At 65.4% G+C, this 21,860-nt stretch carries 25 protein-coding genes; 6 read left to right on the top strand and 19 right to left on the bottom strand.

From position 1 onward, the window contains the following. Window positions 1–35: 35 nt before the first annotated feature. The 7 genes from ABD923_RS10760 to def (ABD923_RS10790) all read right to left on the bottom strand — a co-directional run bounded on the left by ABD923_RS10760 (window position 36) and on the right by def (ABD923_RS10790) (window position 4,910). Entirely contained in the window at window positions 36–995 is a 960-nt protein-coding gene (locus ABD923_RS10760; RefSeq protein WP_259553991.1) for an acetyl-CoA carboxylase carboxyltransferase subunit alpha, read from the bottom strand. A gap of 162 nt (window positions 996–1,157) precedes the next feature. Then, complete coding sequence (locus ABD923_RS10765) at window positions 1,158–2,117, bottom strand: L-malyl-CoA/beta-methylmalyl-CoA lyase (RefSeq protein WP_259553990.1); 960 nt, start codon at window positions 2,115–2,117, stop codon at window positions 1,158–1,160. Window positions 2,118–2,233: 116 nt separating this feature from the next. Next, the gene (locus tag ABD923_RS10770) at window positions 2,234–2,506 is read right to left on the bottom strand and encodes a hypothetical protein (protein WP_259553989.1); all 273 of its coding nucleotides are present in this window, start codon (window positions 2,504–2,506) and stop codon (window positions 2,234–2,236) included. Between the two features lies 1 nt (window position 2,507). After that, on the bottom strand, window positions 2,508–3,431 hold the full coding sequence (fmt, locus tag ABD923_RS10775; protein ID WP_259553988.1) for a methionyl-tRNA formyltransferase: 924 nt from the start codon (window positions 3,429–3,431) through the stop codon (window positions 2,508–2,510). Further along, complete coding sequence (gene def, locus ABD923_RS10780) at window positions 3,431–3,925, bottom strand: peptide deformylase (protein ID WP_259553987.1); 495 nt, start codon at window positions 3,923–3,925, stop codon at window positions 3,431–3,433. The genes fmt and def (ABD923_RS10780) overlap by 1 nt, the downstream gene beginning before the upstream one ends. After that, window positions 3,922–4,380, bottom strand: coding sequence for a peptide deformylase (def, locus tag ABD923_RS10785; RefSeq protein ID WP_259553986.1), 459 nt, complete (start codon window positions 4,378–4,380; stop codon window positions 3,922–3,924). The genes def (ABD923_RS10780) and def (ABD923_RS10785) overlap by 4 nt, the downstream gene beginning before the upstream one ends. Further along, window positions 4,380–4,910 (bottom strand): peptide deformylase, encoded by a 531-nt coding sequence (def, locus tag ABD923_RS10790; RefSeq protein WP_259553985.1) that lies wholly within the window; start codon window positions 4,908–4,910, stop codon window positions 4,380–4,382. Before def (ABD923_RS10790) ends, def (ABD923_RS10785) begins: the two co-directional genes overlap by 1 nt. Window positions 4,911–5,152: 242 nt before the next feature. Between def (ABD923_RS10790) and ABD923_RS10795 the strand changes: the two genes are divergently transcribed. Continuing rightward, window positions 5,153–6,322 carry a MalY/PatB family protein gene (locus ABD923_RS10795; protein WP_259553984.1) on the top strand — a complete coding sequence of 390 codons (1,170 nt, stop codon included), beginning with the start codon at window positions 5,153–5,155 and terminating at the stop codon, window positions 6,320–6,322. 3 nt (window positions 6,323–6,325) lie between these two features. Here ABD923_RS10795 and ABD923_RS10800 read toward each other — a convergent pair whose 3' ends face one another. Together ABD923_RS10800 and mobA are read right to left on the bottom strand one after the other, a co-directional pair. Next, a complete protein-coding gene (locus tag ABD923_RS10800; RefSeq protein WP_259553983.1) occupies window positions 6,326–7,204 on the bottom strand; it encodes a DMT family transporter in 879 nt (292 codons plus the stop codon). After that, window positions 7,201–8,640, bottom strand: coding sequence for a molybdenum cofactor guanylyltransferase MobA (gene mobA / locus ABD923_RS10805; protein WP_345229468.1), 1,440 nt, complete (start codon window positions 8,638–8,640; stop codon window positions 7,201–7,203). The genes ABD923_RS10800 and mobA overlap by 4 nt, the downstream gene beginning before the upstream one ends. Window positions 8,641–8,731: 91 nt before the next feature. On the opposite strand from mobA, the gene ABD923_RS10810 reads away from it, so the two are divergent. Next, window positions 8,732–9,451: an AzlC family ABC transporter permease gene (locus tag ABD923_RS10810; RefSeq protein WP_259553982.1), complete on the top strand. Its 720-nt coding sequence runs from the start codon at window positions 8,732–8,734 to the stop codon at window positions 9,449–9,451. Next, entirely contained in the window at window positions 9,448–9,774 is a 327-nt protein-coding gene (locus ABD923_RS10815; protein WP_259553981.1) for an AzlD domain-containing protein, read from the top strand. Before ABD923_RS10810 ends, ABD923_RS10815 begins: the two co-directional genes overlap by 4 nt. A 91-nt stretch (window positions 9,775–9,865) precedes the next feature. Here the strand turns inward: ABD923_RS10815 and ABD923_RS10820 are convergent, their stop codons facing one another. Beyond that, window positions 9,866–10,348, bottom strand: coding sequence for an Lrp/AsnC family transcriptional regulator (locus ABD923_RS10820; protein WP_259553980.1), 483 nt, complete (start codon window positions 10,346–10,348; stop codon window positions 9,866–9,868). A gap of 115 nt (window positions 10,349–10,463) precedes the next feature. Here ABD923_RS10820 and ald point away from each other — a divergent pair, with 115 nt between their 5' ends. Together ald and ABD923_RS10830 are read left to right on the top strand one after the other, a co-directional pair. After that, complete coding sequence (gene ald / locus ABD923_RS10825) at window positions 10,464–11,582, top strand: alanine dehydrogenase (protein WP_259553979.1); 1,119 nt, start codon at window positions 10,464–10,466, stop codon at window positions 11,580–11,582. 73 nt (window positions 11,583–11,655) lie between these two features. Next, complete coding sequence (locus ABD923_RS10830; protein WP_259553978.1) at window positions 11,656–12,261, top strand: protein-methionine-sulfoxide reductase heme-binding subunit MsrQ; 606 nt, start codon at window positions 11,656–11,658, stop codon at window positions 12,259–12,261. A gap of 67 nt (window positions 12,262–12,328) precedes the next feature. Here the strand turns inward: ABD923_RS10830 and mscL are convergent, their stop codons facing one another. The 4 genes from mscL to pheT form a co-directional block, all read right to left on the bottom strand. Continuing rightward, on the bottom strand, window positions 12,329–12,763 hold the full coding sequence (mscL, locus tag ABD923_RS10835; protein ID WP_259553977.1) for a large conductance mechanosensitive channel protein MscL: 435 nt from the start codon (window positions 12,761–12,763) through the stop codon (window positions 12,329–12,331). Window positions 12,764–12,870: 107 nt separating this feature from the next. Beyond that, window positions 12,871–14,475, bottom strand: coding sequence for a GMC family oxidoreductase (locus tag ABD923_RS10840; protein ID WP_259554056.1), 1,605 nt, complete (start codon window positions 14,473–14,475; stop codon window positions 12,871–12,873). 49 nt (window positions 14,476–14,524) lie between these two features. Continuing rightward, window positions 14,525–14,968 (bottom strand): YtoQ family protein, encoded by a 444-nt coding sequence (locus ABD923_RS10845; protein WP_259553976.1) that lies wholly within the window; start codon window positions 14,966–14,968, stop codon window positions 14,525–14,527. Window positions 14,969–15,057: 89 nt separating this feature from the next. Continuing rightward, window positions 15,058–17,466: a phenylalanine--tRNA ligase subunit beta gene (gene pheT, locus ABD923_RS10850; RefSeq protein ID WP_259553975.1), complete on the bottom strand. Its 2,409-nt coding sequence runs from the start codon at window positions 17,464–17,466 to the stop codon at window positions 15,058–15,060. Window positions 17,467–17,649: 183 nt separating this feature from the next. Between pheT and ABD923_RS10855 the strand changes: the two genes are divergently transcribed. Then, window positions 17,650–18,492: an META domain-containing protein gene (locus ABD923_RS10855; protein WP_259553974.1), complete on the top strand. Its 843-nt coding sequence runs from the start codon at window positions 17,650–17,652 to the stop codon at window positions 18,490–18,492. Between the two features lie 5 nt (window positions 18,493–18,497). Here ABD923_RS10855 and ABD923_RS10860 read toward each other — a convergent pair whose 3' ends face one another. The 5 genes from ABD923_RS10860 to ABD923_RS10880 form a co-directional block, all read right to left on the bottom strand. Beyond that, the gene (locus ABD923_RS10860; protein WP_259553973.1) at window positions 18,498–19,385 is read right to left on the bottom strand and encodes a nitrilase-related carbon-nitrogen hydrolase; all 888 of its coding nucleotides are present in this window, start codon (window positions 19,383–19,385) and stop codon (window positions 18,498–18,500) included. 40 nt (window positions 19,386–19,425) lie between these two features. Continuing rightward, window positions 19,426–19,659 (bottom strand): phenylalanyl-tRNA synthetase subunit beta, encoded by a 234-nt coding sequence (locus ABD923_RS10865; protein WP_259553972.1) that lies wholly within the window; start codon window positions 19,657–19,659, stop codon window positions 19,426–19,428. A 338-nt stretch (window positions 19,660–19,997) separates the two neighbouring features. Beyond that, window positions 19,998–21,062 (bottom strand): phenylalanine--tRNA ligase subunit alpha, encoded by a 1,065-nt coding sequence (gene pheS / locus ABD923_RS10870; RefSeq protein ID WP_405048337.1) that lies wholly within the window; start codon window positions 21,060–21,062, stop codon window positions 19,998–20,000. Between the two features lie 85 nt (window positions 21,063–21,147). Further along, window positions 21,148–21,480, bottom strand: coding sequence for a hypothetical protein (locus ABD923_RS10875; protein ID WP_259553970.1), 333 nt, complete (start codon window positions 21,478–21,480; stop codon window positions 21,148–21,150). Between the two features lie 10 nt (window positions 21,481–21,490). Then, complete coding sequence (locus ABD923_RS10880) at window positions 21,491–21,820, bottom strand: ElaB/YgaM/YqjD family protein (RefSeq protein ID WP_259553969.1); 330 nt, start codon at window positions 21,818–21,820, stop codon at window positions 21,491–21,493. Window positions 21,821–21,860: the final 40 nt, after the last annotated feature.

The following is a 21,860-nucleotide window of genomic DNA, read 5'->3' on the forward strand; positions in this document are numbered from 1 at the left end:
GACAGGCACAAGCGCAAGCAAAGCCCGGCGAGAGATCACGCAGCCAGCACCTTCGACCCCATGTCGAGATACTTGCGGCGACGCGATGCAATCAGATCCGCGCCTCCGGCGTCCTTCAGTTGCGCCAGCATCGAGCGGATGGCTTTGCCGACCTCGGCAATCGTCGCCTCGGTATCGCGTTGTGCGCCGCCCGTCGGCTCCTTGATGACAAGGTCGCAGACCCCAAGCTTGTGCAGATCCTGGGCTGTCAGACGCAACGCCTCGGCGGCCTCGCGCATCTTCTCGGCATCCTTCCAGAGGATCGAAGCGCAGCCTTCGGGCGAGATGACAGAGTAGACGGAGTGTTCCAGCATCGCGAGCTTGTCGGCGGTGGCAAAGGCCACGGCGCCACCCGAACCGCCCTCACCGATGATGATGGAGATCAGGGGCACGCCGATCTGCAGGCATTTCTCGGTCGACCGGGCGATGGCCTCGGACTGGCCGCGCTCCTCGGCGCCCTTGCCGGGATAGGCACCGGGCGTGTCGACCAGCGTAATCACCGGCAAGCCGAAACGATCCGCCATATCCATCAGGCGGACGGCCTTGCGATAGCCCTCGGGCCGGGCCATGCCGAAATTGCGCTCGATCCGGGTCTTGGTGTCGTGGCCCTTTTCATGGCCGATCACCACGACGGGCTGATCGTCGAACCGCGCCAGACCGCCCATGACCGCATGGTCATCGGCAAAGTTCCGGTCCCCGGCCAGCGGCGTGTATTCCGTGAAAAGCGCCTTGATATAGGCCTCGCAATGCGGGCGCTGCGGATGGCGCGCCACCTGGCATTTCCGCCAGGGCGTGAGGTTCTTGTAGAGATCCACCAGCATGTCCGCGGCCTTGCGATCCAGCGCGGCGGCCTCGTCTCCGACATTGGCCTCTTCGCTGCGCCGGGCAAGCGCGCGCAGTTCCTCGGCCTTCCCCTCGATCTCGGCGAGCGGTTTTTCGAAGTCGAGATAGTGCATGGTAGCAATCATCCGTTCCGTGGCGTCCCGCGTTATATGGCTGGGGCGCAGGCCGGATGCAACAAGCCGCGGCACGGGCCGCGGCTTGGATCTGCGCTTGGGCCGGAAAAACCGTTGCGAAGGTTTTTCGGCGCCGAAGATTGTTCGCGAACAATCTTCCTGTCAGCTGGCCGCGATCATCTCGGCCTGTTTGACGATCACCTCGGCCTGCTTGATGGACGCGATATCGACCAGACGCCCCTTGTAGACGGTGGCCCCCGCGCCTTCGGCCTTGGCCTTTTCCATCGCCTCCAGAATCTCGCGCGCCTCGGCCACGGCTTCGTCCGACGGGGTGAACACCTCGTTGGCCAGCGTCACCTGCTTGGGGTGGATCGCCCATTTGCCCACCATACCCAGCGTGGCCGAGCGGCGCGCCTGCGCACGGAAGCCCTCATCATCCGAGAAATCACCAAACGGGCCGTCGACCGGCAGCACCCCATGGGTGCGGCAAGCCGCGACGATGGCCGCCTGCGCCCAATGCCAAGGATCGCTGTAATAGCGGCTGCCCTCGTGGTGCATGTAGTAGTTTTCCTGCGTGCCGCCAATGCCGGTGGTCTGCATCCCCATCGAGGCCGCGAAATCGGCGGCCCCCAGGCTCATGGCATGCAAGCGGGGCGAAGAAGCCGCGATTTCCTCGACATGGGCGATGCCGGCGGCCGATTCGATGATGACCTCGAAGCCGATCTTCTTGGTCCGGCCCATGGCCGCCTCGATCGAGGTGACGAGCGCGTCGACGGCGTAAATGTCGGACGCATTGCCGACCTTGGGGATCATGATCTGGTCCAGCCGTTCGCTGGCCTGTTCCAGCAGGTCGACCACGTCACGATACCAGTAGGGGCTGTCGAGGCCGTTGATCCGCACGCTCAGCGTCTTGGTCCCCCAATCGACACTGCCGATGGCCTCGATCACGTTCTTGCGGGCCGCGTCCTTGTCATCGGGGGCGACCGAATCCTCGAGGTCGAGGTTGATCACGTCCGCGTCGGAACTCGCCATTTTCTCGAAGATCGCAGGGCGCGACCCCGGGCCGAACAGCTGGCAGCGGTTGGGGCGGGCGACGGGTTGCGGCTGGATGCGAAAGCTCATGGCGGCTCCTCGGGTGTATGCGACAGTATATTTCGCAAGAGTCGCGCCGAGGGATAGAATGCTGCGCGCGCAAGCGCAAGTGCTGCGCCGCCGCAAAACGCGGTTGCTCGTGCGCGTCAGCGACGGCGATCGCGCTTCCGGGTCCGGCGGCGCTGCGCGGCCTCGGTCGGGATAAGGATCAACGCGGCCGCCGCACCCACGATGGCGTCGACACCCGGCGAGCCGAGGCTGAAATGAAACAGCGACCGCAGGAAATAGAGGACCAGCACCGCGCCAAAGGCGATCAGCACCGAGGGGACAATGCCATTATGCGTCCAGCCCCATTTCTCGAACAGGAAGGCGACGATACCGGCCAGCATCAGCGAGCCGAAGAACGAAAACAGGATCATCTCAACCTTCCCCTTGTTCAGCGCCCAACACCGTTCCGGGCGTCAACCGCGCCCCGCGCAGCCAGTCATCGGCCGCCATGGGCGGTTTACCCTCTGGCTGAACACGCGTGACCTCGACCGCACCTCGACCGCAGGCGATGATCAGACCGGTCAGAACCTCACCCGCTGTGCCGCTGCCATCTGCCATGCGCGAGGCCAGCAGTTTCACCCGCTTGCCGTCGATCATGGTCCAAGACCCCGGGAAAGGCGAGAGGCCGCGGATCTTGCGATCGACGGTCTCGGCGGGATCGGCCCAGTCGATACGGGCCTCGGCCTTGTCGATCTTCTCGGCATAGGTGACGCCCTGCTCGGGCTGGGGCTCCGGCGTCAGGTCGGGCAGTTGGTGCAGCGCCTCAAGGATCGCCTCGGCGCCAAGGAGCGACAAGCGATCATGCAACTCGGCGGCGGTTTCCTCGGCCCCGATGGGGATGGCGCGGCGCAAAAGAACAGGGCCGGTATCAAGGCCCGCCTCCATCTGCATGATGCAGACGCCGGTCTCCGCGTCGCCGGCCATGATCGCGCGCTGGATTGGCGCCGCCCCGCGCCAGCGTGGAAGAAGGCTGGCATGGATGTTCAGGCACCCTTGTTTCGGCGCGTCCAGAACGGGCTGCGGCAGGATCAGACCGTAGGCGACCACCACGGCCAGATCTGCGTCCAATGCCGCGAATTCCTGCTGCGCCTCGTCATTGCGCAGGCTTTTGGGATTCCGCACGGGCAAGCCATGCGCCTCGGCAGCCAGGTGCACCGGGCTTTTGCGTTCCTTCTTGCCGCGCCCGGCGGGACGGGGCGGCTGGCAATAGACGCATGCGATCTCGTGCCCATCCGCCACCAGTGCGTCGAGGACGGGAACCGAGAAATCAGGCGTGCCCATGAAGATAAGGCGCATCAGGCGGTCTTCCTCGCTTTGCGCAGCAGCATGTCCCGCTTCACCTTGGACAGGTTGTCGAAGAACATGCGCCCGTTCAGGTGGTCGATCTGGTGCTGAACCGAGGTGGCCCACAGTCCGGTGAACTCGCGGCGCACCCGCATGCCGTGGTGATCGGTGAAGGCCACGGTCACCGGGTCCGGGCGGATGATCTTTGCACTGACGTCGGGCAGGTTCGGGCTGGCCTCGTCATGCGGGCGGGTGCCGGGGCCAGAGGCGACGATCTCAGGGTCGGCCAGCCGAACGGCAAAGCCGCGTTCGTCGCTGGCATCGACCACGGCGAGGCGCAGCATCACGCCGATTTGCGGCGCGGCGAGGCCGACGCCCGGCATCGCCTCCATCGTGTCGATCATGTCATCCCAGATCGCGCGGATCTTGTCGGTGATCTCACCCACGGGCTCGGCCGGGGTGCGCAGCCGCTTGTCGGGCCAGGGAATGCACGGACGCGCCGTCATGCAGCCATACCATCGGTGATGAGAATGCCGTCCAAATGGTCGCGCTCGTGCTGGACGCAGACCGCGTCGAACCCGCCGAACCGCGCCTGTTGCGTTTGGCCCGAAAGCGATTGCCAGCGCAACTCGACCCAACGGGGCCGCTTGATGCGCACAGGTTGGCCGGGGATCGACAGGCAGCGTTCCTCGTACTCGGCCATTTCGGCAGCGGCCGCGATAATCTCGGGGTTCACGAAGACCATGGGGCTTGGCGCCCCCTCTTTCCATGTGGTGTCCGTGACGAAGATGCGCGCGGCCACACCGATCTGCGGCGCGGCAAGCCCTCGCCCCTCGGCGGCATAGAGCGTCTGAATCAGGTCCATCGCCAGGTCGCCCAGCGCGCCATCGAACCGCTCGACCGGCGCGCAGACCTGCGACAACACCGGGTCCGGGGCAAGGACGACCGGGCGCACCGCCATCAGCCGGCTTCCCGCGCGCGCTCTTTCTTGAGCTTGACCATCTTGCGGGTAATCATCTGGCGCTTCAGCGGCTTGAGATAGTCGATGAACAGCTTGCCATTCAGGTGATCGATCTCGTGCTGCACGCAAGTGGCCCACAGCCCGTCGAAGGTTTCGCGCTGCGCGTTGCCGTTCGGATCCATCCATTCGACGGTCACCGCGGCGGGGCGTTCGACATCCGCGAAGATTTCCGGGATGGACAGGCACCCCTCTTCGTAGACGCTGGTTTCGTCCGATTGCGCGACGATCCGGGGGTTGAACATGGCGAGCGGTCGCGGCGCGGCAGCCTCGTCCTGGCCCTTGGCGCAATCCAGAACGATCAGGCTGGTCATCACACCGATCTGCGGCGCAGCCAGACCGATACCCGGCGCGCCATACATCGTTTCCAACATGTCATCGGCCAGCACCCGCAACTCGTCCGACAAATCGGGCACAGGGGCGACGACCTTTTTCAAGCGTGGGTCGGGATGGATCAAGATGGGCCTTTGCATGCCGGTGAGATAGGCGATCCGGCACGCGGTCGCAACTGACCGCGACCCTATGGCTTGACCTTCCGCCAGCAAGGCCGGAGAAATTCACAGGCAGCGCGCGAGACGCGAACTGCCTGAAAGTCATCCTTTCCCACCTATGCGAAAAATTGCAGAACGCTTGTTCCAAGAATGAGTATTGAAATAGGATCATCATTCTGCTTCTTGGGAAAAATGAGAACGAAGCGGAGTCCAGGGGCACTTACATGAGTTTCGACGAGATCATCGACCGACGCGGCACCCATTGCGTGAAATGGGACATGATGGACACGCTCTACGGCGTCTCCCCGGATACAGGTTTGGCCATGTGGGTCGCCGACATGGATTTCCGGCCACCCAACTGCGTGCAGGAGGCCGTTCGCGGGATGCTCGATCATGGCATCTACGGCTATTTCGGCGATGACAGCGCCTACAAGGGTGCGATCCAGTGGTGGATGGACAACCGCCACGGCTGGACAGTGGACCCGGACTGGATCTTCACGACACATGGCCTGGTGAACGGCACCGCCATGTGCCTCGATGCATTCACGAAGGAAGGCGACGGCGTGGTTCTGTTCACGCCCGTCTATCACGCGTTCGCCAAGGTCATCCGCGCCTCGAACCGTGACCTGCGGGAATTGCAGATGCCCATCGAGGATGGCACCTACCGCCTCGATTTCGAGGCGTTCGACGCCCAGATGACCGGCAATGAGAAGATGCTGGTCTTCTGCTCGCCCCACAACCCCGGCGGCCGCGTCTGGACCCGCGAGGAGCTTGAGGGCGTGGCCGAGTTCGCGCGCCGCCATGACCTGATCGTGGTGTCGGACGAAATCCACCATGACCTTGTGATGCCGGGGCAGTCGCACATCCCGATGGCCAGGATCGAGGGGCTGGACGACCGGCTCGTGATGATGACGGCGGCCACCAAGACCTTCAACATCGCAGGGGCACATGTTGGCAACGTGATCATCCCCGACCCGGATCTGCGCGCGCGGTTCGGGGCACGGATGATGGCCCTTGGCATGTCGCCCAACAGCTTCGGCCTGCACATGGTCACCGCCGCCTATTCGCCCGAGGGTGCAGCCTGGGTGGATGAGCTGATGACCTATATCGCCGCCAATGCCGAGGTCTTCGATGCGGGCATCGCCGCCATTCCCGGCGTCACCTCGATGCCGCTGCAATCCACTTACCTGTCCTGGGTGGATTTCTCGGGCACCGGCATGAGCCGCGAGGAATTCACCGCCCGGGTGGAGAAAGAGGCCGGCATCGCCGCCAACCATGGCCCGACCTTCGGCAAGGGCGGCGAGACCTGGATGCGCTTCAACCTCGCCGCGCCGCGCTCGGTGATCGAAGACGCGGCAGGCCGCCTTCAAAGTGCCTTTGCCGATTTGCAATAAGGGTCAGGCGCCCCGGCGCTGCCGCAACAGGTAAAGGGCGAGGCTGCCGATCACGACGGCCCCGCCCACCAACATCAGCGGGGTCGGCGCCTCGCCATAGCCCAGCCAGACCCAAAGTGGGCCAAGCACCGTTTCCAGCAGCATCAGAAGCGACACATTCGCCGCAGCCGTGTGCCGCGAGGCGAGCGACAGCGCAAAGAACCCTACGGGCAGGATCACGACACCGGTGATCGCGATGGCCCAGACCTCCCCCTGCCCCATCTGTGCGGGTCCTGTGATGGCCACGCCAACCAACCCCGCCATCAACGCCCCCGCGCCCACGGCCGGTAGAATGGGCAACCCGCCCGACCTCCGGATCAGCACGAAGGAAAAGGCGAGACAGGCCGCCACCCCCAATCCCATCGCGCCGCCCAGCAGGCTGGCCACATCCCAAGGCGTACTGGCGTCGGGCTTTCCCAGGATGGCCAGCGCGATGCCTGCCAGCACCGCGGCGATGGTGGCCCATGTCGCACGGCTTGTCGGCTCCCCCAGCATCAGGCGTGAAAAGACGGCGGCAAAGACCGGCACCGTGGCCACGCCCAGCAAGACCACCGTCACAGGTGCAATGGCGATCCCGATGGCAAAAAATGCCCCGTTCACCGCCTGAGACAGCGCCACGCCAAGCCCCGAAAGCGTTGCCAATGCCGTGATGTCGGCACGCAGGTGCCCCCTGTGCAAGACCGCCCAGGCCGCCAGCATCAGGACCCCCATCAGGGTGCCCCGCCAGCCCATCATCTGCACGCCGCCCATCCCCGAGATGCGCATCAGCAGCGTGTCGGGGGTCAGGGCCAGCGCGCCGAACGTGGCCAGCGCAAGGCCGAACAGGGGATGACGCGACCTCACCCCAAAGCCTCGACAAGCGCGGCCTCGTGCCCGTGACCAAGGATCCACCCCTCGACCGGGTCGCCCTCGGCCAGCAGAGCATTCAACCGCTCCGGCGCAAGGCGCGACAAGGCCCGCGCCATCGACCGCACCTGCACGGCATCCAGAATGTCGCCGGGGCCAACCTGCGCCTTGATCGCCTCATCGATCAGGCCGGGATAAAGCTCGGCCAGAACGATCGGCGCGTCGGCCGACTGAAACGGCGCCACCGCAAGGTCATCGCCATACCGCACCCGCAAGGCCTGCAAGCGCGGAATCCCCAAGAGCGCCTGCGACCCGACCGAGCCTGCACCCATGAGCTGAAAACAGGTCTTTGCGCGGGGGATCAACCGCTCGATCCCGCGCCGCTCGTCGAAGGGGAACCCGGCATAGCTGGGTTTGTGGAACGGCAGGTCCGGGATCTCGCGCCCCTGCGGATGGCCCCAGAATGGCCCCTCCTGGCCGAACAACCGGTTCAAATCAGCCGCCACCTCGAAGCGGTTGTTGCCGTTGCGTTCATCATCCGCGATCCGGTCCGCCAGATCGGCCCAGATCGCCAGCGGATCATCCGAGCCGGTCACCGCCCGCCCGAAGCCCGTCGGATAGGCAAAGGGGAAATCGAACGCCGCCAGCACCCGGCGGCCGGCCCGCCTCTCGCCATCCAGAAGCCCCGTCAACCAGCGCGTCGCATGGGCACGCGTGCGGTGGTAGCTGCCCGCGATATGCCCATCCCGGACCATGCCGATATGGATCGCATCCTTGCTGGGTTTCGCAGGCGAAGGCGCGGCACGGGCCGACCAGTCGACCACGAGGATCGTGTCAAACGCCGTCGCCCGCGCCGTCAGCATCGCCTCGGCCTTTGCCAGATCTTCGGCTGTGTTCACGTTGAAGAACGCGTCCGCGTCGTCGAACCGCACGATCCGTGCTCCGACATTTTCTGCCCAGACCCGTACCTTGCGGGCCCCTTTTTCCAGCGCAGCACGTAGCTCGTCCCGCAAATCGACCGACCAGAGCCCTATGACCGGATGCAGTCCACCGTCTGTTTCCGCCACAACCGCCGGGGCTTGCACCGCTTCCAGGCGCGCGACCAGATCCCCCGGCAGAAAGGGTGTGTCGACAGCCACGGTAACGACGCGGTCTGCGCCACAAGCCGCCGCCCAATCCATCGCGGCCAGCACCCCCCCGAGCGGGCCCTGCCCCGGCATGGCATCAGGGATTACCGGCAGGCCAAGGGATCGATACAAACCGGGATCGGACGCATTCACGGCCAGCGCCGCACATTGCGACGCCATCCGACCTGCAACATGTGACACAAGCGGCCGCCCGGCGAGGCTCACAAAAGGTTTGCCCCCTCCAAGGCGCCGCCCTTCGCCCCCGGCAAGGATGACGCAAGGCATTCCGCTCATTTCAACCGCCATGACATGCCGTCATCCTCCGCATCACCATTGCGCGTTTGCATCCCGCGCCGGACCGGTCTAACCCGCCGGAAACACAGGGGTAGACCACGTCATGCCATCTGCCAATTCCCCTCGCGCCGCCTTCTGGCGCGGCGCGCGCGATGCCGCGCCCTTCATCATCGTCGTCGTGCCCTTCGGCGCGCTCTTCGGCGTGGTCGGAACCGAGGCCGGTCTCGACCTCTGGCAGGTCATGGGCTTTTCCTTCCTCGTCATCGCCGGGGCCTCGCAATTCGCCGCCCTGCAACTGATGACCGAGAATGCGCCGGCCTTCGTCGCCGTCGCCTCGGCGCTGGCGGTGAACCTGCGCATGGCGATGTATTCGGCCTCCCTCGCGCCACATCTCGGGGCCGCGCCGATCTGGAAACGCGCGCTGATCGCCTATCTAACCGTCGATCAGACCTACGCGCTCGCCGTGCAACGCTACGAGGACGCGCCCAAAGCGCCCCTTGCAGAGAAGGTCGCCTTCTTCTTCGGCGCCTGCCTGCCCATTGTGCCGCTCTGGTATCTTGCCTCGCTCGCCGGGATCCTCGCCGGAAGCGCCATCCCCGCCGATTGGGGCCTCGATTTCATCGTGCCGATCACCTTCCTCGCCCTTGTCGCGCCCGGACTGCGCACGATGGCCCATGTCGCCGCCGCCCTCGCCGCGATCACCCTCGCGCTTCTCGCCGCCGGCCTTCCCTGGAACCTGGGACTGCTCGTCGGCGGCCTCGGCGGCATGATCGTCGGCGCCGAGGTCGAACGCCGCATGACCCGCGCGGGGACCTTCCAATGAATTTCACCGATGCCGAGATCTGGGGGATCATCGCCGCGCTTGGCGCGGGCACGTTCCTGATCCGCTTCTCCTTCCTCGGGCTGATCGGGGACCGGCCTTTGCCCGAGTGGCTGCTGCGGCACCTGCGCTACACGCCGGTCGCCATCCTTCCGGCCCTTGTCGCGCCGCTTGTCGTCTGGCCCGAAGCCACCGGGGGGCAACCGGACCCGACACGCCTAGGCGCGGCCGCCGTGACGATCACGGTGGGCTACATCCTCAAAAGCCCGCTTTGGGCCATCGTCAGCGGCATCGCCGCCTTCCTCGCCCTCGGCGCGCTGTTCTGATCCATCTTTATCCCGGCAAATATGCTCGGGGGAGCGCGAGGGGGCAGACAGCCCCCTCGCACGGGTCGCCTGCGTCAGCAGGCGAAACCCCTCAAACCGGCAAAGCGGTCGTCTTGAACACCGTTTTCAACGCGAAACTCGACTGCATCTGCGCCACCCCGGGCAGGCGGGCGAGCGATTGGCGATGGATCCGCGCGAAATCCTCGGAATCGCGCGCCACGACCTTCAGCATGTAGTCCGCCGTGCCCGCCATCAGGTGACATTCCAAAACGTCCGGCACCCGTGCCACGGCTTTTTCGAAAGCGTCGAGGATCTCGTCCGATTGCCCCTGCAAGCTGATCTCGACGAAAACCGTTGTCACCCGCCCCACGGCCCTCGGGTTCAGCAGCGCCACGTAATCGCGGATCACCCCGGCCGCTTCCAGCCGTTGCACCCGCCTGTGACAGGCCGAAGGGGACAGATGTACCTTGTCGCTCAACTCGGCATGAGTCATCCTTCCATCGCGCTGCAATACGCGCAGGATCGCACGGTCCATATCGTCCAAGTCCGGAAAAGCGCGGGTTTCTTGCGCCATTACGCTCTCCTGTCGAAAATTCGTGCGCAACCTATGCCAGATACCGGGCAGGTTTCAAAGCATGTGATCGTGGTTTGAGAAATGATGGGTTCAGACAGACGGAAGGGGAGGTTCCATGCTGATCGGTTGCCCGAAAGAGATCAAACCGCAGGAATACCGCGTAGGCTTGACGCCCGCTGCGGCGAACGAGGCCATCGCCCACGGGCACAGCGTCCTGATCGAGACAGGCGCAGGCGCAGGCGCGGGCTTCGAAGATGACGATTACCGCGCGATTGACGCCGAGATCGTTGAAACCGCGGAGGAGGTGTTCGAGCGCGCCGAGATGATCGTAAAGGTCAAGGAACCGCAGGCCGTCGAGCGCAAGCGGCTGCGCGCGGGCCAGATCCTGTTCACCTATCTCCACCTCGCGCCCGACCCGGACCAGACACATGACCTGCTGAACAGCGGTGTGACCGCCATCGCCTACGAAACCGTCACGGCCCCCACCGGCGGACTGCCGTTACTCGCGCCCATGTCAGAGGTCGCGGGCAAACTCGCGCCCCAGATGGGCGCCTGGGCGCTGCAAAAGGCAAATGGAGGGCGCGGTGTTCTGTTGGGCGGTGTGCCGGGTGTTGCGCCAGCGCGGGTCCTCGTGATCGGCGGCGGGGTTGTCGGAACGCAGGCCGCGCGCGTCGCGGCCGGGATGGGGGCCGAGGTCACCGTGCTCGACCGCTCCCTTCCGCGCCTGCGCGAGCTCGACGACCTGTTCCGCGCTGAATTTCGCACCGGCTATGCCAGCGCCGAAGCGGTGGCCGAGGCCCTGCCGACAGCCGACATGGTCATCGGCGCTGTCCTGGTCCCCGGTGCCGCCGCGCCCAAACTGGTCAGCCGCGCGCAACTGACCAGCATGCAGCACGGCGCGGTCTTGGTGGATGTCGCGATCGACCAGGGCGGGTGTTTCGAAACCTCGCACGCCACGACGCATAAGGACCCGATCTACGACGTCGACGCCATCATTCACTACTGCGTCGCCAACATGCCCGGCGCGGTTGCCCGTACCTCTACGCGGGCGCTCGGCAATGCGACCATGCCCTTCATGTTGGATATCGCCGACAAGGGCTGGCGGCAGGCCTGCATCGACGATCCGCATCTGCGGGCCGGCCTGAACACCCACGAGGGCAAGCTGACGAATTACGAGGTTGGCAAGGCCCTCGGGATCGACGTGACCTCGCCCAGCCTGATCGTGAAGAATTGACCTGACCGCGACGGAACCCTTCGGCGGATACGTGGACCAGTATTGCCACCCGCATCCCGCCGGAGTTTGCCAAATGTTGAACCGTCTTTCCCCGTATTGGCTTTGGGCCTTGCTCAGCCTTCCCCCGGTGCTCTGGAGCTACGAGGCGATGACCTCGACCAATGAGCGCATCATCCACATCCTCGTACACCCGACCGGCGAATGGGCGGCGCGCCTCCTGATCGTCACGATGATGGCGACGCCGCTGATGCTGCTGTTCAAGGGCTGGCGCGGGCCGCGCTGGTTGCGCAAGAACCGCCGTTACCTTGGCGTTGCGGCCTTTGGCTATGCCGCGCTCCACACGGTGTTCTACCTGATCGACAAGGGCAGCATGACCCGTGTTCTGGGTGAGTTGGAGCGCACCTATATCTGGGCGGGCTGGATCGCCTTCCTGATCTTTGTCCCGCTGGCCATCACCTCCATGGACTACGCGCAGCGCCTGATGGGCAAGCACTGGAAAACGCTGCAACGCACCACCTATGGCGCGGCTGTGTTCACGCTGGTGCACTGGGCCGCGTTGCATGACTGGGGCCATCCCGGCGCCGCGATCGTCCATTTCGCGCCGCTCATCGCGCTTGAGGCCTATCGCGTCTGGTACTGGCACCTGCGCCCTCGGAGCCCACGCCTGGCAAACGCCTGAGGTCCCTGACAGAACCCAAAACAGGCCCGCGACTTCCGGCGGGCCTGTTCTTTGCACGCCAGATGCATCAATTCGTTTTCAGCGCGTCACGGATTTCCAACAGGACTTCCAACTCGGTCGGGCCTTTCGGCGTCTCGGCCTCGGTGCCGGCGTCCTCAGCCTCTTTCGCGGTCGCTTCCTTGATGCGGTTCACCATCTTCACCAGCATGAAGACAACGAAAGCCACGATCAGGAAGTTGATCACCGCCATGATGAAATTGCCGATCGCAAAGACCGGCGCACCGGCCTCCTGCGCGGCGGCAAGCGACGCGTAGCTTTCACCATCAAACGAATAGAACCAGCCCGAGAAATCGATACCGCCGGTAAAAAGCGCGATGATCGGGTTGATGAGGTCGCCCACGAGCGACGTGACGATCGCGGTGAAGGCCGCACCGATGATTATGCCCACGGCCATGTCCATGACGTTGCCGCGCGCGATGAAATCCCTGAACTCGTTGAGCATTTGATCGTTTCCTTGGTTCCTGTTGCCCCGGTGGCCGGACCTTCGCCCGCCCCACCCGCGACGGAGTGTAGCACCCGACAATCGAACAGTTGCAAGGAAAATGGGGTTCAGACGCCAGCGCGGATCATGTCGGCGGCCTTTTCCGCGATCATCACCGTCGGCGCGTTCGTGTTGCCTCCGACGATGCGCGGCATCACCGAGGCATCGACAACGCGCAGCCCTTCAATGCCGTTCAGCCGCAGATCGGGGGCCACAACCACCTCGGCATCATCGCCCATCCGGCAGGTCCCGACAGGGTGATAAATCGTGTCGGCCCGGGCGCGAATATCGGCTTCGAGCGCGGCATCGCTGCCATCGTTGGGATAAAGCCGCTTGCCCCGCCACGGTGCCAGCGCCTCGGCCCCCAGAATCGTATCGAGTTGCCGGGCGGCCTTGATCATCACCGCAACGTCACGCGGGTCGGACAGGAATTTCGGGTCGATCCGGGGCGGAGAGCCGGGCCGCCTACTGCTCAGCCCGACCTCGCCCCGCGAATGGGGATAGAGCGCGCAGATATGGGCCGAGAAACCGTCCGCGCCATGCAGTTTGCGCATGTGCTGATCGACGATCCCGATCACGAAATGGATTTGCAGATCGGCATGGGAGAGCGCCGGATCGGATTTCAGGAATGCCCCGCCCTCGGCCATGGGCGACGCAAACAGCCCCTCGCCCGTCTTGCGCCACCGTAGCGCGGCCTTGCCCAAGCGGCCCAAGCCACGCGGGTTGAGCCCGACAACATCGCGCCGGGGCGAGCGGTAGGAGATGACGTGATCGAGATGGTCCTGAAGGTTCTTTCCGACGCCTTCGGATACATGCACCGGGTCGATGCCGTGGGCGCGCAACTCGTCCTCCGGCCCGACCCCGGAGAGCATCAGGATCTGCGGTGAGCCGAACGCTCCAGCCGACAGGATCACGTCACGACGCGCCCGGATGGCGTGCCGACGTCCCTTGCGGCGCACTTTGATACCAGTCGCGCGGCCATCCTCGATCACCACCTTCTCGACGAGCGTGCGCGTCAGAACCGTGAGGTTGGATCGCCCCATCGCCGGGAACAAGTAGGCCGCCGCGACAGAGCATCTTTCCCCTGCCTGCGGCCCGTCGTGGAACTGCGTGACATGGTAAAGGCCCGCCCCATCCGGCGCGCCTTCATTGAAATCGTCACACCGCGGGATCTGGCATTGCTCGCAGGCGTCAACGAACGCGCGGCTGATCTTGCGCGGCGCGGATTGGGCGCGCACCTGCAAGGGGCCATCCGCGCCGTGGTGCGGCCCAGCCCCGCCTTGAAAGCCTTCAGCGCGCAGGAACAGGGGCTTCACGCACTCCCAATCCCAGCCGTCGCAGCCAAGATCGGCCCAGTGGTCGTAATCTGCCGGGTTGCCCCGGACGTAGAGCATCGCGTTGATGGCAGATGAGCCGCCCAAGGCTTTGCCACGCGGCTGGAACCCGCGCCGCCCGTTCAAGCCCGGCTGCGGAACCGTCTGAAATGCCCAGTTGTTGATGCGCGGTCGGCCCGACACCATCGTGGCCACCAGTGCCGGTGCGCGGATGAAGATGTCACGCCCGCCACCGCCCGCCTCGACCAGGATGACCGAGGTGTTCGGGTTTTCGGACAAGCGCGCGGCCAAGACGCAACCCGCGCTGCCGCCGCCAACGATGACGTATTCCGCCTCCATGCCCGCGACACTGGCGCGCCGGGGCGTGCACGCCAAGCGGAACCGTGCGTCAGCCTGGCAGTTTACCGGTCAGGACGTAGCGCAGAACCTCGACCACCTGGCGCGGCTCTTCGGCCACGGCGAGAGCGGCGGCGTGGACCTCTTTCAACGCATGCTGATGCTCGGGCATGGACAGGACGATCATCGGCTTGCCCAGCGCCGCCGCGTAGCCCGCGTCGAAGGCCGCGTTCCACTGCTTGTATTTCTCGCCGAAGCGGACGACGACAACATCGGCATTCTCGATCCCGTGACGCGTGCGGATGGCATTCACCATCGCGCCCTTGTGGTCGTGCCAATACTTGTTGGGCTCTTCCCCCAGGATCGCGACTCCGCAATCATCGCTTGCCGTATGATCGGTAACGGGGCCCGAGAAGGTCACGTCCAGATCTTGCGCGCCTTCAACGATCTGCTCGCGCCAATCGGTATGGATCTCGCCCGAAAGGTAAACCTTCATGTCTCGCATCCCTTATCTGTGGTTCCGCCCAAAAAGATAAGGCGCGGCTGCTGACGAGCAAACCGCGCCCTACCACGTCCCGTGCGCACCTAGCCGCGCAGCGTGCCGTCCGTGGCCTTGCCGACCTTCTCGACGATCTTCGACGCCACGGCCTCGATCTCTTCCTCGGTCATCGTGCCCTTGGTCGGCTGCATCCGCACGGTCAGCGCGATGGATTTCTTGCCATCGCCGAGGCTGCCGCCGACGAATTCGTCGAACACTCGAACATCCTCGATCAGCGCCTTGTCGGCCCCGGCCGCGGCATTGACGAGGTTCAGCGCCTCGACCTCAGCATCGACGACGAAGGCGAAATCACGCTCGACCGCCTGGTATTCCGGCATCACCGCCGCGCCGCGGCTGGCGCCCTGGGATTTCGGCATCGGCACCTCGGCGGGGAAGAGGGTAAAGGCCATCGCCGGGCCTTTCACGTCCATCGCTTCCAACACGCGGGGGTGCAGTTCGCCAAAGACGCCAAGCACCTTTTTCGGGCCGAGACAGATCACGCCATGCCGGCCCGGGTGCCACCACTCGGGTCCGCCCCGCAGGATCTGCGCCTTGGCGGGCGCGCCAATGGCCGACAAAACCGCCTCGGCATCGGCCTTGACGTCGAAGACGTCGACCGGACGGCGCGCGCCATGCGGGTCGCGCGGGCCGGTCTGGCCCACCAACAGGCCGGTGGCCTGCAAATGTTGTTCTCCCGGCTCACCCCACTCGAAGGCGTGACCGACCTCGAACAAGGCCAGGTCCATCATGCCACGCGCCTGGTTGCGCGCCGCGGCCTGCAAAAGACCCGGCAGCAGGTGCGGGCGCATATGGCTCATTTCCGAACTGATCGGATTTTCCAGCATCACGTCATCGGTGCCACCGCCGAACAGCGCGGCCGAGGCCTGGTCGATGAAGCTGTAGGTCACGCATTCGTTGTAGCCCAGCGCCGCACAGGTCCGCCGCGCAGCACGTTCGCGCAGCTGCATCGGCGTCAGCACCGGCGCGGGCACGCCCGGCTTGGAGCGGCTCATCGGTTTCGGCTCCAGCTTGGTCAGCGAGGCCACGCGCGCCACCTCTTCGACGAGATCGGCCTCGCCCTGTACATCGCGCCGCCAGGACGGCACCCAGACCTCCAGCACGTCCCCCGTTCCGGTGGCCGAGAAACCAAGTTCGGTCAGGATCCGCGCCTGTTCTTCCTTGGGGATCTCCATCCCGACAAGGCTGATGACCCGCGCGGTATCGAGCGGGTAGCTGCGCGCGGTTTTCAGCGCGCCCCCCGCCTCGACCACCTCGGACGGTTCGCCCCCGCACAGATCGAGGATCATGCGCGTCGCAGCCTCAAGCCCCGGCAAGGTGTATTCCGGGTCGACGCCACGCTCGAACCGGTAGCGCGCATCGGAGTGGATTTTCAGGTCGCGGCCCGTGTAGGCGATCTGAACCGGGTCCCACCAGGCGGATTCAAGGAAGACATTCACCGTCTCCTCGGTGCAGCCCGACTCTTCGCCGCCCATGATACCGGCGATGCTTTCGGGGCCATCTTCGCCCGAGATGATGATCTGACCCTTCGAGAAGGTGTAGGTCCGCTCATCCAGCGCAAGCAGTTCCTCGCCCCCCTTGGCCCGGTGCACCCGGACATTGCCCTTGACCTTGTCCGCATCGAACACGTGCAGCGGGCGGTTCATGTCGTAGGTGAAGAAGTTGGTGATATCGACCAGCGCCGAGATCGGACGCAGCCCGATGGCGCGCAGACGGTCCTGCAACCATTGCGGCGAGGGTCCGTTCTTGACGCCGCGGATCAAGCGACCCGTGAAATGCGGCGCGCCGTCCAGCGTGTCTTTGTCGATCGTCACGTCGATGGGACACGCGAAGCTGCCCGGCACCGGGTCGACCGAGTAGGGCTTCAGCTTGCCGATCCCACGCGCGGCAAGGTCGCGGGCGATGCCGCGCACGCCCAGCGCGTCCTGCCGGTTCGGCGTGATGGCGATCTCGATCACCGGATCGACCTTGGCCGGGTCGTTCGTGGCCAGCCATTCGACGAAGCTCTGCCCCACAATGCCCGAGGGCAGTTCGATGATGCCGGAATGTTCGTCGCTGAGTTCCAACTCACGCTCGGACGCCATCATGCCATGGCTTTCAACACCGCGGATCTTGCCCACGGACAGGGTCACGTCGATCCCCGGCACGTAGTCGCCCGGCTTGGCCAGCACGACGGTAATGCCCTCACGTGCGTTGGGCGCGCCGCAGACGATCTGCTTCACGCCCTCGTCCGTCTCGACCATGCAGACCTTCAGCCGGTCGGCATCGGGGTGCTGCTCGGCCGAAACGACCTTGGCGAGCGTGAAGGACGACAGCCGCGCGCCGCGATCTTCGACGCCCTCAACTTCAAGGCCCAGATCGGTCAGCGCCTCGGCGATCTCGTCGACCGACGCCTCGGTTTCGAGGTGATCCTTCAACCACGACAGCGTGAATTTCATTGGCCGCAACCCCTTCGCAATTCCGGCCTCGCGCTTAGCGCAGGCAGGCCCGGATTGGAAGGCTGCCCCGCATCCGTGGGTCGGGATTCCCGCCATTTTGCCTTTGCCGGCCGCACGGTATCAGACAGATCAATGTCAAATGGCCCTGCGGGGGCGAGGCCAAACCTGGAAAGGACGTGCCACATGCGCCGTTTCATTGCCCTTGCCGCGCTTGCCTGCGGGCTGGCCACCCCCGTTGCCGCCGCTGCCGAACAGGTGGCGATCCAATCCTGGCAGAACCGCCGGTATGCCTGCTTCGACGGTGGCTACCTGGCCGCCAGTTGTCCGGGCAATCGCGCCCATGTCTTCGAGATCGAGCGCCTTGGCGGAAACGAAGTGGCGTTCCGCGATCCGGCCTCGGGGCGGTATCTGCGCGCGGGCGTCACGGAAAACGCGCTGATGGCCCTTGGTGGCGACCGCATCGGCGGGTGGGAACGGTTCGAGATGAGCCAATCGGGCGGTACATTTCACCTGCGGTCGGTGCAGAACGGTCAATACGTGCGCGCAGGCATCGGGCAGCAGACGCTGTTCGGCGCCGTCTCACCCCATGCCCTAGGTTGGGAGGAGTTCCGTATTTTCCCGGTCGGCACCCCGTCGGAGGTTTCCTTGGAACAGGATCACGAAACGCCGGTGCCATTTGCTGGAAACTGGGTGCTGGACCGCGTGCTTGACGCCTCGGGGCAGGATGTTCGCTTCAACGATCGCATGGCGCGCATGCGCCCGGTCGAGATCGACGCGCAGGGGCGGCTACATTTCGCCTTCGGCTGCAACCAGATCAACGGCCAACTGCTGCAACGCGGCGACCGGATCGGTGTCGCGGGCGGCGGGTTCATGACCACGCGCATGGCCTGCCCCGGCCCAGAGATGGAGCTTGAGCGCATCGTCTCGGCGAGTTTCGCCAGCGCCGCGCATTTCGCGATCAACGGCACCCGTTGGAGCCTTCGCGACGCCAATCACCAACTGCGGCTGGAATTCGTCCGCCAGTAAAGGCGTCACTCGTCGTCGCGCACGATATCCGGCACGCCAAGTTTGGCGGTCAACCGCTCCATCTCGCGCTGGACCAGGCTGATGTTGCTGTCGCGCACGGTGGGCAGCAGGGCACGGGCGCGGCGCACCTCGGCATAGTCGAGTTTGGCCGCGATCACCTCTTCGCCCTCGCCCGCCTGCGCCAGCACACGCCCGAACGGGTCGAGGATGCGCGAGCCGCCCCAGAACGTCAGGTCTTCCTCGACGCCGCAGCGGTTCACCATGATCGACGGCGCGCCGTACATCATGGAATAGAACTTCATCGTCGTGGCCCAGCTGTCGGGGTTGTCGAACTCGTCGCCCACCGCCTCGCGCCCCGACGAAATCGGCGCGGTCAACAGGGTCGCGCCGTGCAGGAAGGACAGGTGCACCAGCGCCGGGTTGTAGAGATCGGCACAGATCAGCAGCCCCATGCGCCAGTCCCCCGGCATCGGGTGCGTGTCGACGAAGCGGCCCAGCGCGTAGTATTTCGTTTCGATCAAACGGCCATAACTGGGCAGGTTCAGCTTGCGGTGGATATAGACCAGCCTGCCGTTCTTTAGCACGGCGGCGGCGTTGTAGAACTGCGCGGCAGGGCCTTCCTCGATGAAGCCGACGACGATTTCCATCTCGCCCGCCGCCTTCGACAGGTCTAGCAGGCGGGTATCATCACGGTGCATCGCGACGTTCAGCAGGTTTTCCGCGCCGTAATGACCCGCCAGCGACAGTTCCGGGAAGACGAGGCACTCGATCCCGAGGTTCCTGGCCTGTCCGATCAGCCTGTGATGGGTGGCGAGGTTCGCGTCGAGATCGCCGATGGCCGAGGCCATCTGCGCCGCGCCGAGGTTCAGATAGCGTGTCAATTCCGCCCCCATGTGCTGTTTCCCGGCCCCGTGCCGAAAACCGCTGCGTGGGTCAAGCTTGGCTGTCGTCGGGACGGTCATCCCGGTTCCTGGCCCGGACCGAGGTCAGCCAGCGCTCGACCAGGAAAACCGGCGCAAGGATAATCGTCCAGGCCAGCGTGTTCAGCAGCGTCCAGGTCAGCTTTTGCCCCGTCGGCATGTCGGATCGCCACAGGAACACATGCGCGATCACGATCAGCGTGACGAGGGCAAGGACGATCCAGGTTGAGCAGCGAAGGTTTGGCATGGGCGTGAAATGGCGCGGATCTGCGACAGGGCAAGGTAGGGCGGGACTTGTCCCGCCTCTCCCGGCGCGGCGGGGCAAGTCCCGCCCTACGCGATGTGGCAGTCGGGCGCGCGCTGCCCGTGGGGGTAAGGGCCGGGCGCGGCCACCAACGCGCGCAACGGTAGCCGGGCGCGCGCCTGCCCGTGGGGTGGCGCAGCAACGGGCGGTCTATGGCGCTTTATGGCAGCCAAGTCATTGCTCAGAAGGAACGATGCGCGAGGGTTGCCAAAGCGCCAGCCCGCCGGGACGGGCAGGCGCTCGCCCGGCGCCTTCGGCGCTATTCGGGCGGAGCGAGTTCTTCACACCCCCGAATGCACCGCCGGCACCTGCAGCGCGCTGAACCCGTAGTGGCGCAGCCACCGCAGGTCTGAGTCGAAGAACGCCCGCAGATCGGGGATGCCGTATTTCAGCATCGCGATCCGGTCGATGCCCATGCCGAAGGCAAAGCCCTGCCACTCGGCCGGGTCCACGCCCGCCGCTTGCAGCACCTTGGGGTGCACCATGCCGCTGCCCAGTACTTCCAGCCAGCCGTCGCCCTCGCCCACCTTCACGGTGCCGCCTTCGAAGGAGCACTGGATATCGACTTCGGCCGACGGCTCGGTGAAGGGGAAATGCGAGGCGCGGAAGCGCGTTTTGACCTTGGTGCCGAAATAGGCGGTGAAGAATTCCTCGAGCACCCATTTCAGGTTCGCCATCGACAGATCGCGGTCGATGGCCAGCCCCTCGACCTGGTGGAACATGGGCGTATGCGTCTGGTCGTAATCGGCGCGATAGACGCGGCCCGGCGCGATCACGCGGCAGGGCGCGCCATGCGCCTCCATATGGCGGATCTGCACGGGGCTGGTATGGGTGCGCAGCACGTGGGGCGGTCGGTTATCCCCCTCGGCGCGGTGGGTGTAGAACGTATCCATCTCGGCGCGGGCGGGATGGTGGCCCGGGATGTTCAGCGCGTCGAAATTGTACCAATCGGTCTCGATCTGCGGCCCCTCGGCCACCGAGAAGCCCATGTCGGCGAAGATCGCCGTGACCTCTTCGGTCACCTGGCTGACAGGGTGGATGGTGCCGACGCGGCGGTGCCGCGCGGGCAAGGTCACGTCCAGCCACTCGGCTTGCAGGCGGGCGTCCAGCGCGGCATCGGCCAGCGCCTGCTTCTTGGCGGCCAGCGCGCTGTTCACCTCGTCCTTCAGGGCATTCAGCGCGGGACCGGCGGTCTGGCGTTCCTCGGGCGTCATCTTGCCCAGCTCGCGCATCTTCAGGCTGATCTCGCCCTTCTTGCCGATGGCCGCGACGCGGATCTCTTCCAGCGCGGCCTCGTCGCCCGCGTTTCCGATCCGCTCCAGCCAGGTGGCGCGCAAGCTGTCCAAACCGTCCATCGAAGCCATCTCCGCCCATGAAAAAATCCGCGCCCTCACCTAGCAGAGAGGGGGCGGATTGCAAGGCAGGCTGGCATCAGCGGCGGGTGGCGGCGGTCCCTTGGCCAGCGGCCATGCCGGTGACGAAGGCCTGGATGATCTCGGGCATCGGCGTGCTGCGCGCGGCGGGCGGCACATGGACCGGTTTACGCCGGATCAGGGCCACGATGCCAAAGAAGACCAGCGCGAGACCGAAATAGACGCCACCGACAATCAAGGCGACCGTTGCCGTCGGCAGGACGGCGGACAGGGCAAGCCATGCCGACACCGTGAAAAACGCCAGCCCCACGGCCAGCAACAGCCCGGCAAAGGTCGAGAAGGCGGCGGCCCGGGCCTCGACCCGGGCCTTGTAAGCCAATGCGGTCAGCATCGCGGCCCCCTTACCGGCGCGACGAGAGAAAGCCGACGAGGAAGCCGACACCAGCGGCAACGCCCAGCGCCGCCCCCGGGTTCGAGCGCACCATGTCGCCCGTCTGGGCGGTCATGCGGTCGATTTCGGCGCGGGCCTGTTCGCCCTTGAGACGGGCGGCGTCCGACAGATCGTTGGCGCGTTCATTGACGTGCGCACGCGCTTCGGCGCCCTTGCCGCGGCCATAATCGGCCATCGTCTGGCTCAGCGCGGCCAGATCGGCCTTCACGGTTTCCAGTTGGGCGGCAATGTCCGCGCTGTCGGGGCTGCTGCGGCCATTGGTGGTCTTTGCGGTTGCCATGTCGAACCTCCGTCATGGTTGCGTGTGATCTGCCTCCACA

Source organism: [Roseibacterium] beibuensis (assembly GCF_039542305.1).
Classification (GTDB): domain Bacteria; phylum Pseudomonadota; class Alphaproteobacteria; order Rhodobacterales; family Rhodobacteraceae; genus Roseibacterium; species Roseibacterium beibuensis.

Excerpts from the sequence above, each read along its gene's own strand:
- ABD923_RS10760 (WP_259553991.1), bottom strand. The coding sequence starts at position 995 with ATGCACTATCTCGACTTCGAAAAACCGCTCGCCGAGATCGAGGGGAAG.
- ABD923_RS10765 (WP_259553990.1), bottom strand. The coding sequence starts at position 2,117 with ATGAGCTTTCGCATCCAGCCGCAACCCGTCGCCCGCCCCAACCGCTGC.
- ABD923_RS10770 (WP_259553989.1), bottom strand. The coding sequence starts at position 2,506 with ATGATCCTGTTTTCGTTCTTCGGCTCGCTGATGCTGGCCGGTATCGTC.
- fmt (WP_259553988.1), bottom strand. The coding sequence starts at position 3,431 with ATGCGCCTTATCTTCATGGGCACGCCTGATTTCTCGGTTCCCGTCCTC.
- def (WP_259553987.1), bottom strand. The coding sequence starts at position 3,925 with ATGACGGCGCGTCCGTGCATTCCCTGGCCCGACAAGCGGCTGCGCACC.
- def (WP_259553986.1), bottom strand. The coding sequence starts at position 4,380 with ATGGCGGTGCGCCCGGTCGTCCTTGCCCCGGACCCGGTGTTGTCGCAG.
- def (WP_259553985.1), bottom strand. The coding sequence starts at position 4,910 with ATGCAAAGGCCCATCTTGATCCATCCCGACCCACGCTTGAAAAAGGTC.
- ABD923_RS10795 (WP_259553984.1), top strand. The coding sequence starts at position 5,153 with ATGAGTTTCGACGAGATCATCGACCGACGCGGCACCCATTGCGTGAAA.
- mobA (WP_345229468.1), bottom strand. The coding sequence starts at position 8,640 with ATGGCGGTTGAAATGAGCGGAATGCCTTGCGTCATCCTTGCCGGGGGC.
- ABD923_RS10810 (WP_259553982.1), top strand. The coding sequence starts at position 8,732 with ATGCCATCTGCCAATTCCCCTCGCGCCGCCTTCTGGCGCGGCGCGCGC.
- ABD923_RS10815 (WP_259553981.1), top strand. The coding sequence starts at position 9,448 with ATGAATTTCACCGATGCCGAGATCTGGGGGATCATCGCCGCGCTTGGC.
- ABD923_RS10820 (WP_259553980.1), bottom strand. The coding sequence starts at position 10,348 with ATGGCGCAAGAAACCCGCGCTTTTCCGGACTTGGACGATATGGACCGT.
- ald (WP_259553979.1), top strand. The coding sequence starts at position 10,464 with ATGCTGATCGGTTGCCCGAAAGAGATCAAACCGCAGGAATACCGCGTA.
- ABD923_RS10830 (WP_259553978.1), top strand. The coding sequence starts at position 11,656 with ATGTTGAACCGTCTTTCCCCGTATTGGCTTTGGGCCTTGCTCAGCCTT.
- mscL (WP_259553977.1), bottom strand. The coding sequence starts at position 12,763 with ATGCTCAACGAGTTCAGGGATTTCATCGCGCGCGGCAACGTCATGGAC.
- ABD923_RS10840 (WP_259554056.1), bottom strand. The coding sequence starts at position 14,475 with ATGGAGGCGGAATACGTCATCGTTGGCGGCGGCAGCGCGGGTTGCGTC.
- ABD923_RS10845 (WP_259553976.1), bottom strand. The coding sequence starts at position 14,968 with ATGAAGGTTTACCTTTCGGGCGAGATCCATACCGATTGGCGCGAGCAG.
- pheT (WP_259553975.1), bottom strand. The coding sequence starts at position 17,466 with ATGAAATTCACGCTGTCGTGGTTGAAGGATCACCTCGAAACCGAGGCG.
- ABD923_RS10855 (WP_259553974.1), top strand. The coding sequence starts at position 17,650 with ATGCGCCGTTTCATTGCCCTTGCCGCGCTTGCCTGCGGGCTGGCCACC.
- ABD923_RS10860 (WP_259553973.1), bottom strand. The coding sequence starts at position 19,385 with ATGGGGGCGGAATTGACACGCTATCTGAACCTCGGCGCGGCGCAGATG.
- ABD923_RS10865 (WP_259553972.1), bottom strand. The coding sequence starts at position 19,659 with ATGCCAAACCTTCGCTGCTCAACCTGGATCGTCCTTGCCCTCGTCACG.
- ABD923_RS10875 (WP_259553970.1), bottom strand. The coding sequence starts at position 21,480 with ATGCTGACCGCATTGGCTTACAAGGCCCGGGTCGAGGCCCGGGCCGCC.
- ABD923_RS10880 (WP_259553969.1), bottom strand. The coding sequence starts at position 21,820 with ATGGCAACCGCAAAGACCACCAATGGCCGCAGCAGCCCCGACAGCGCG.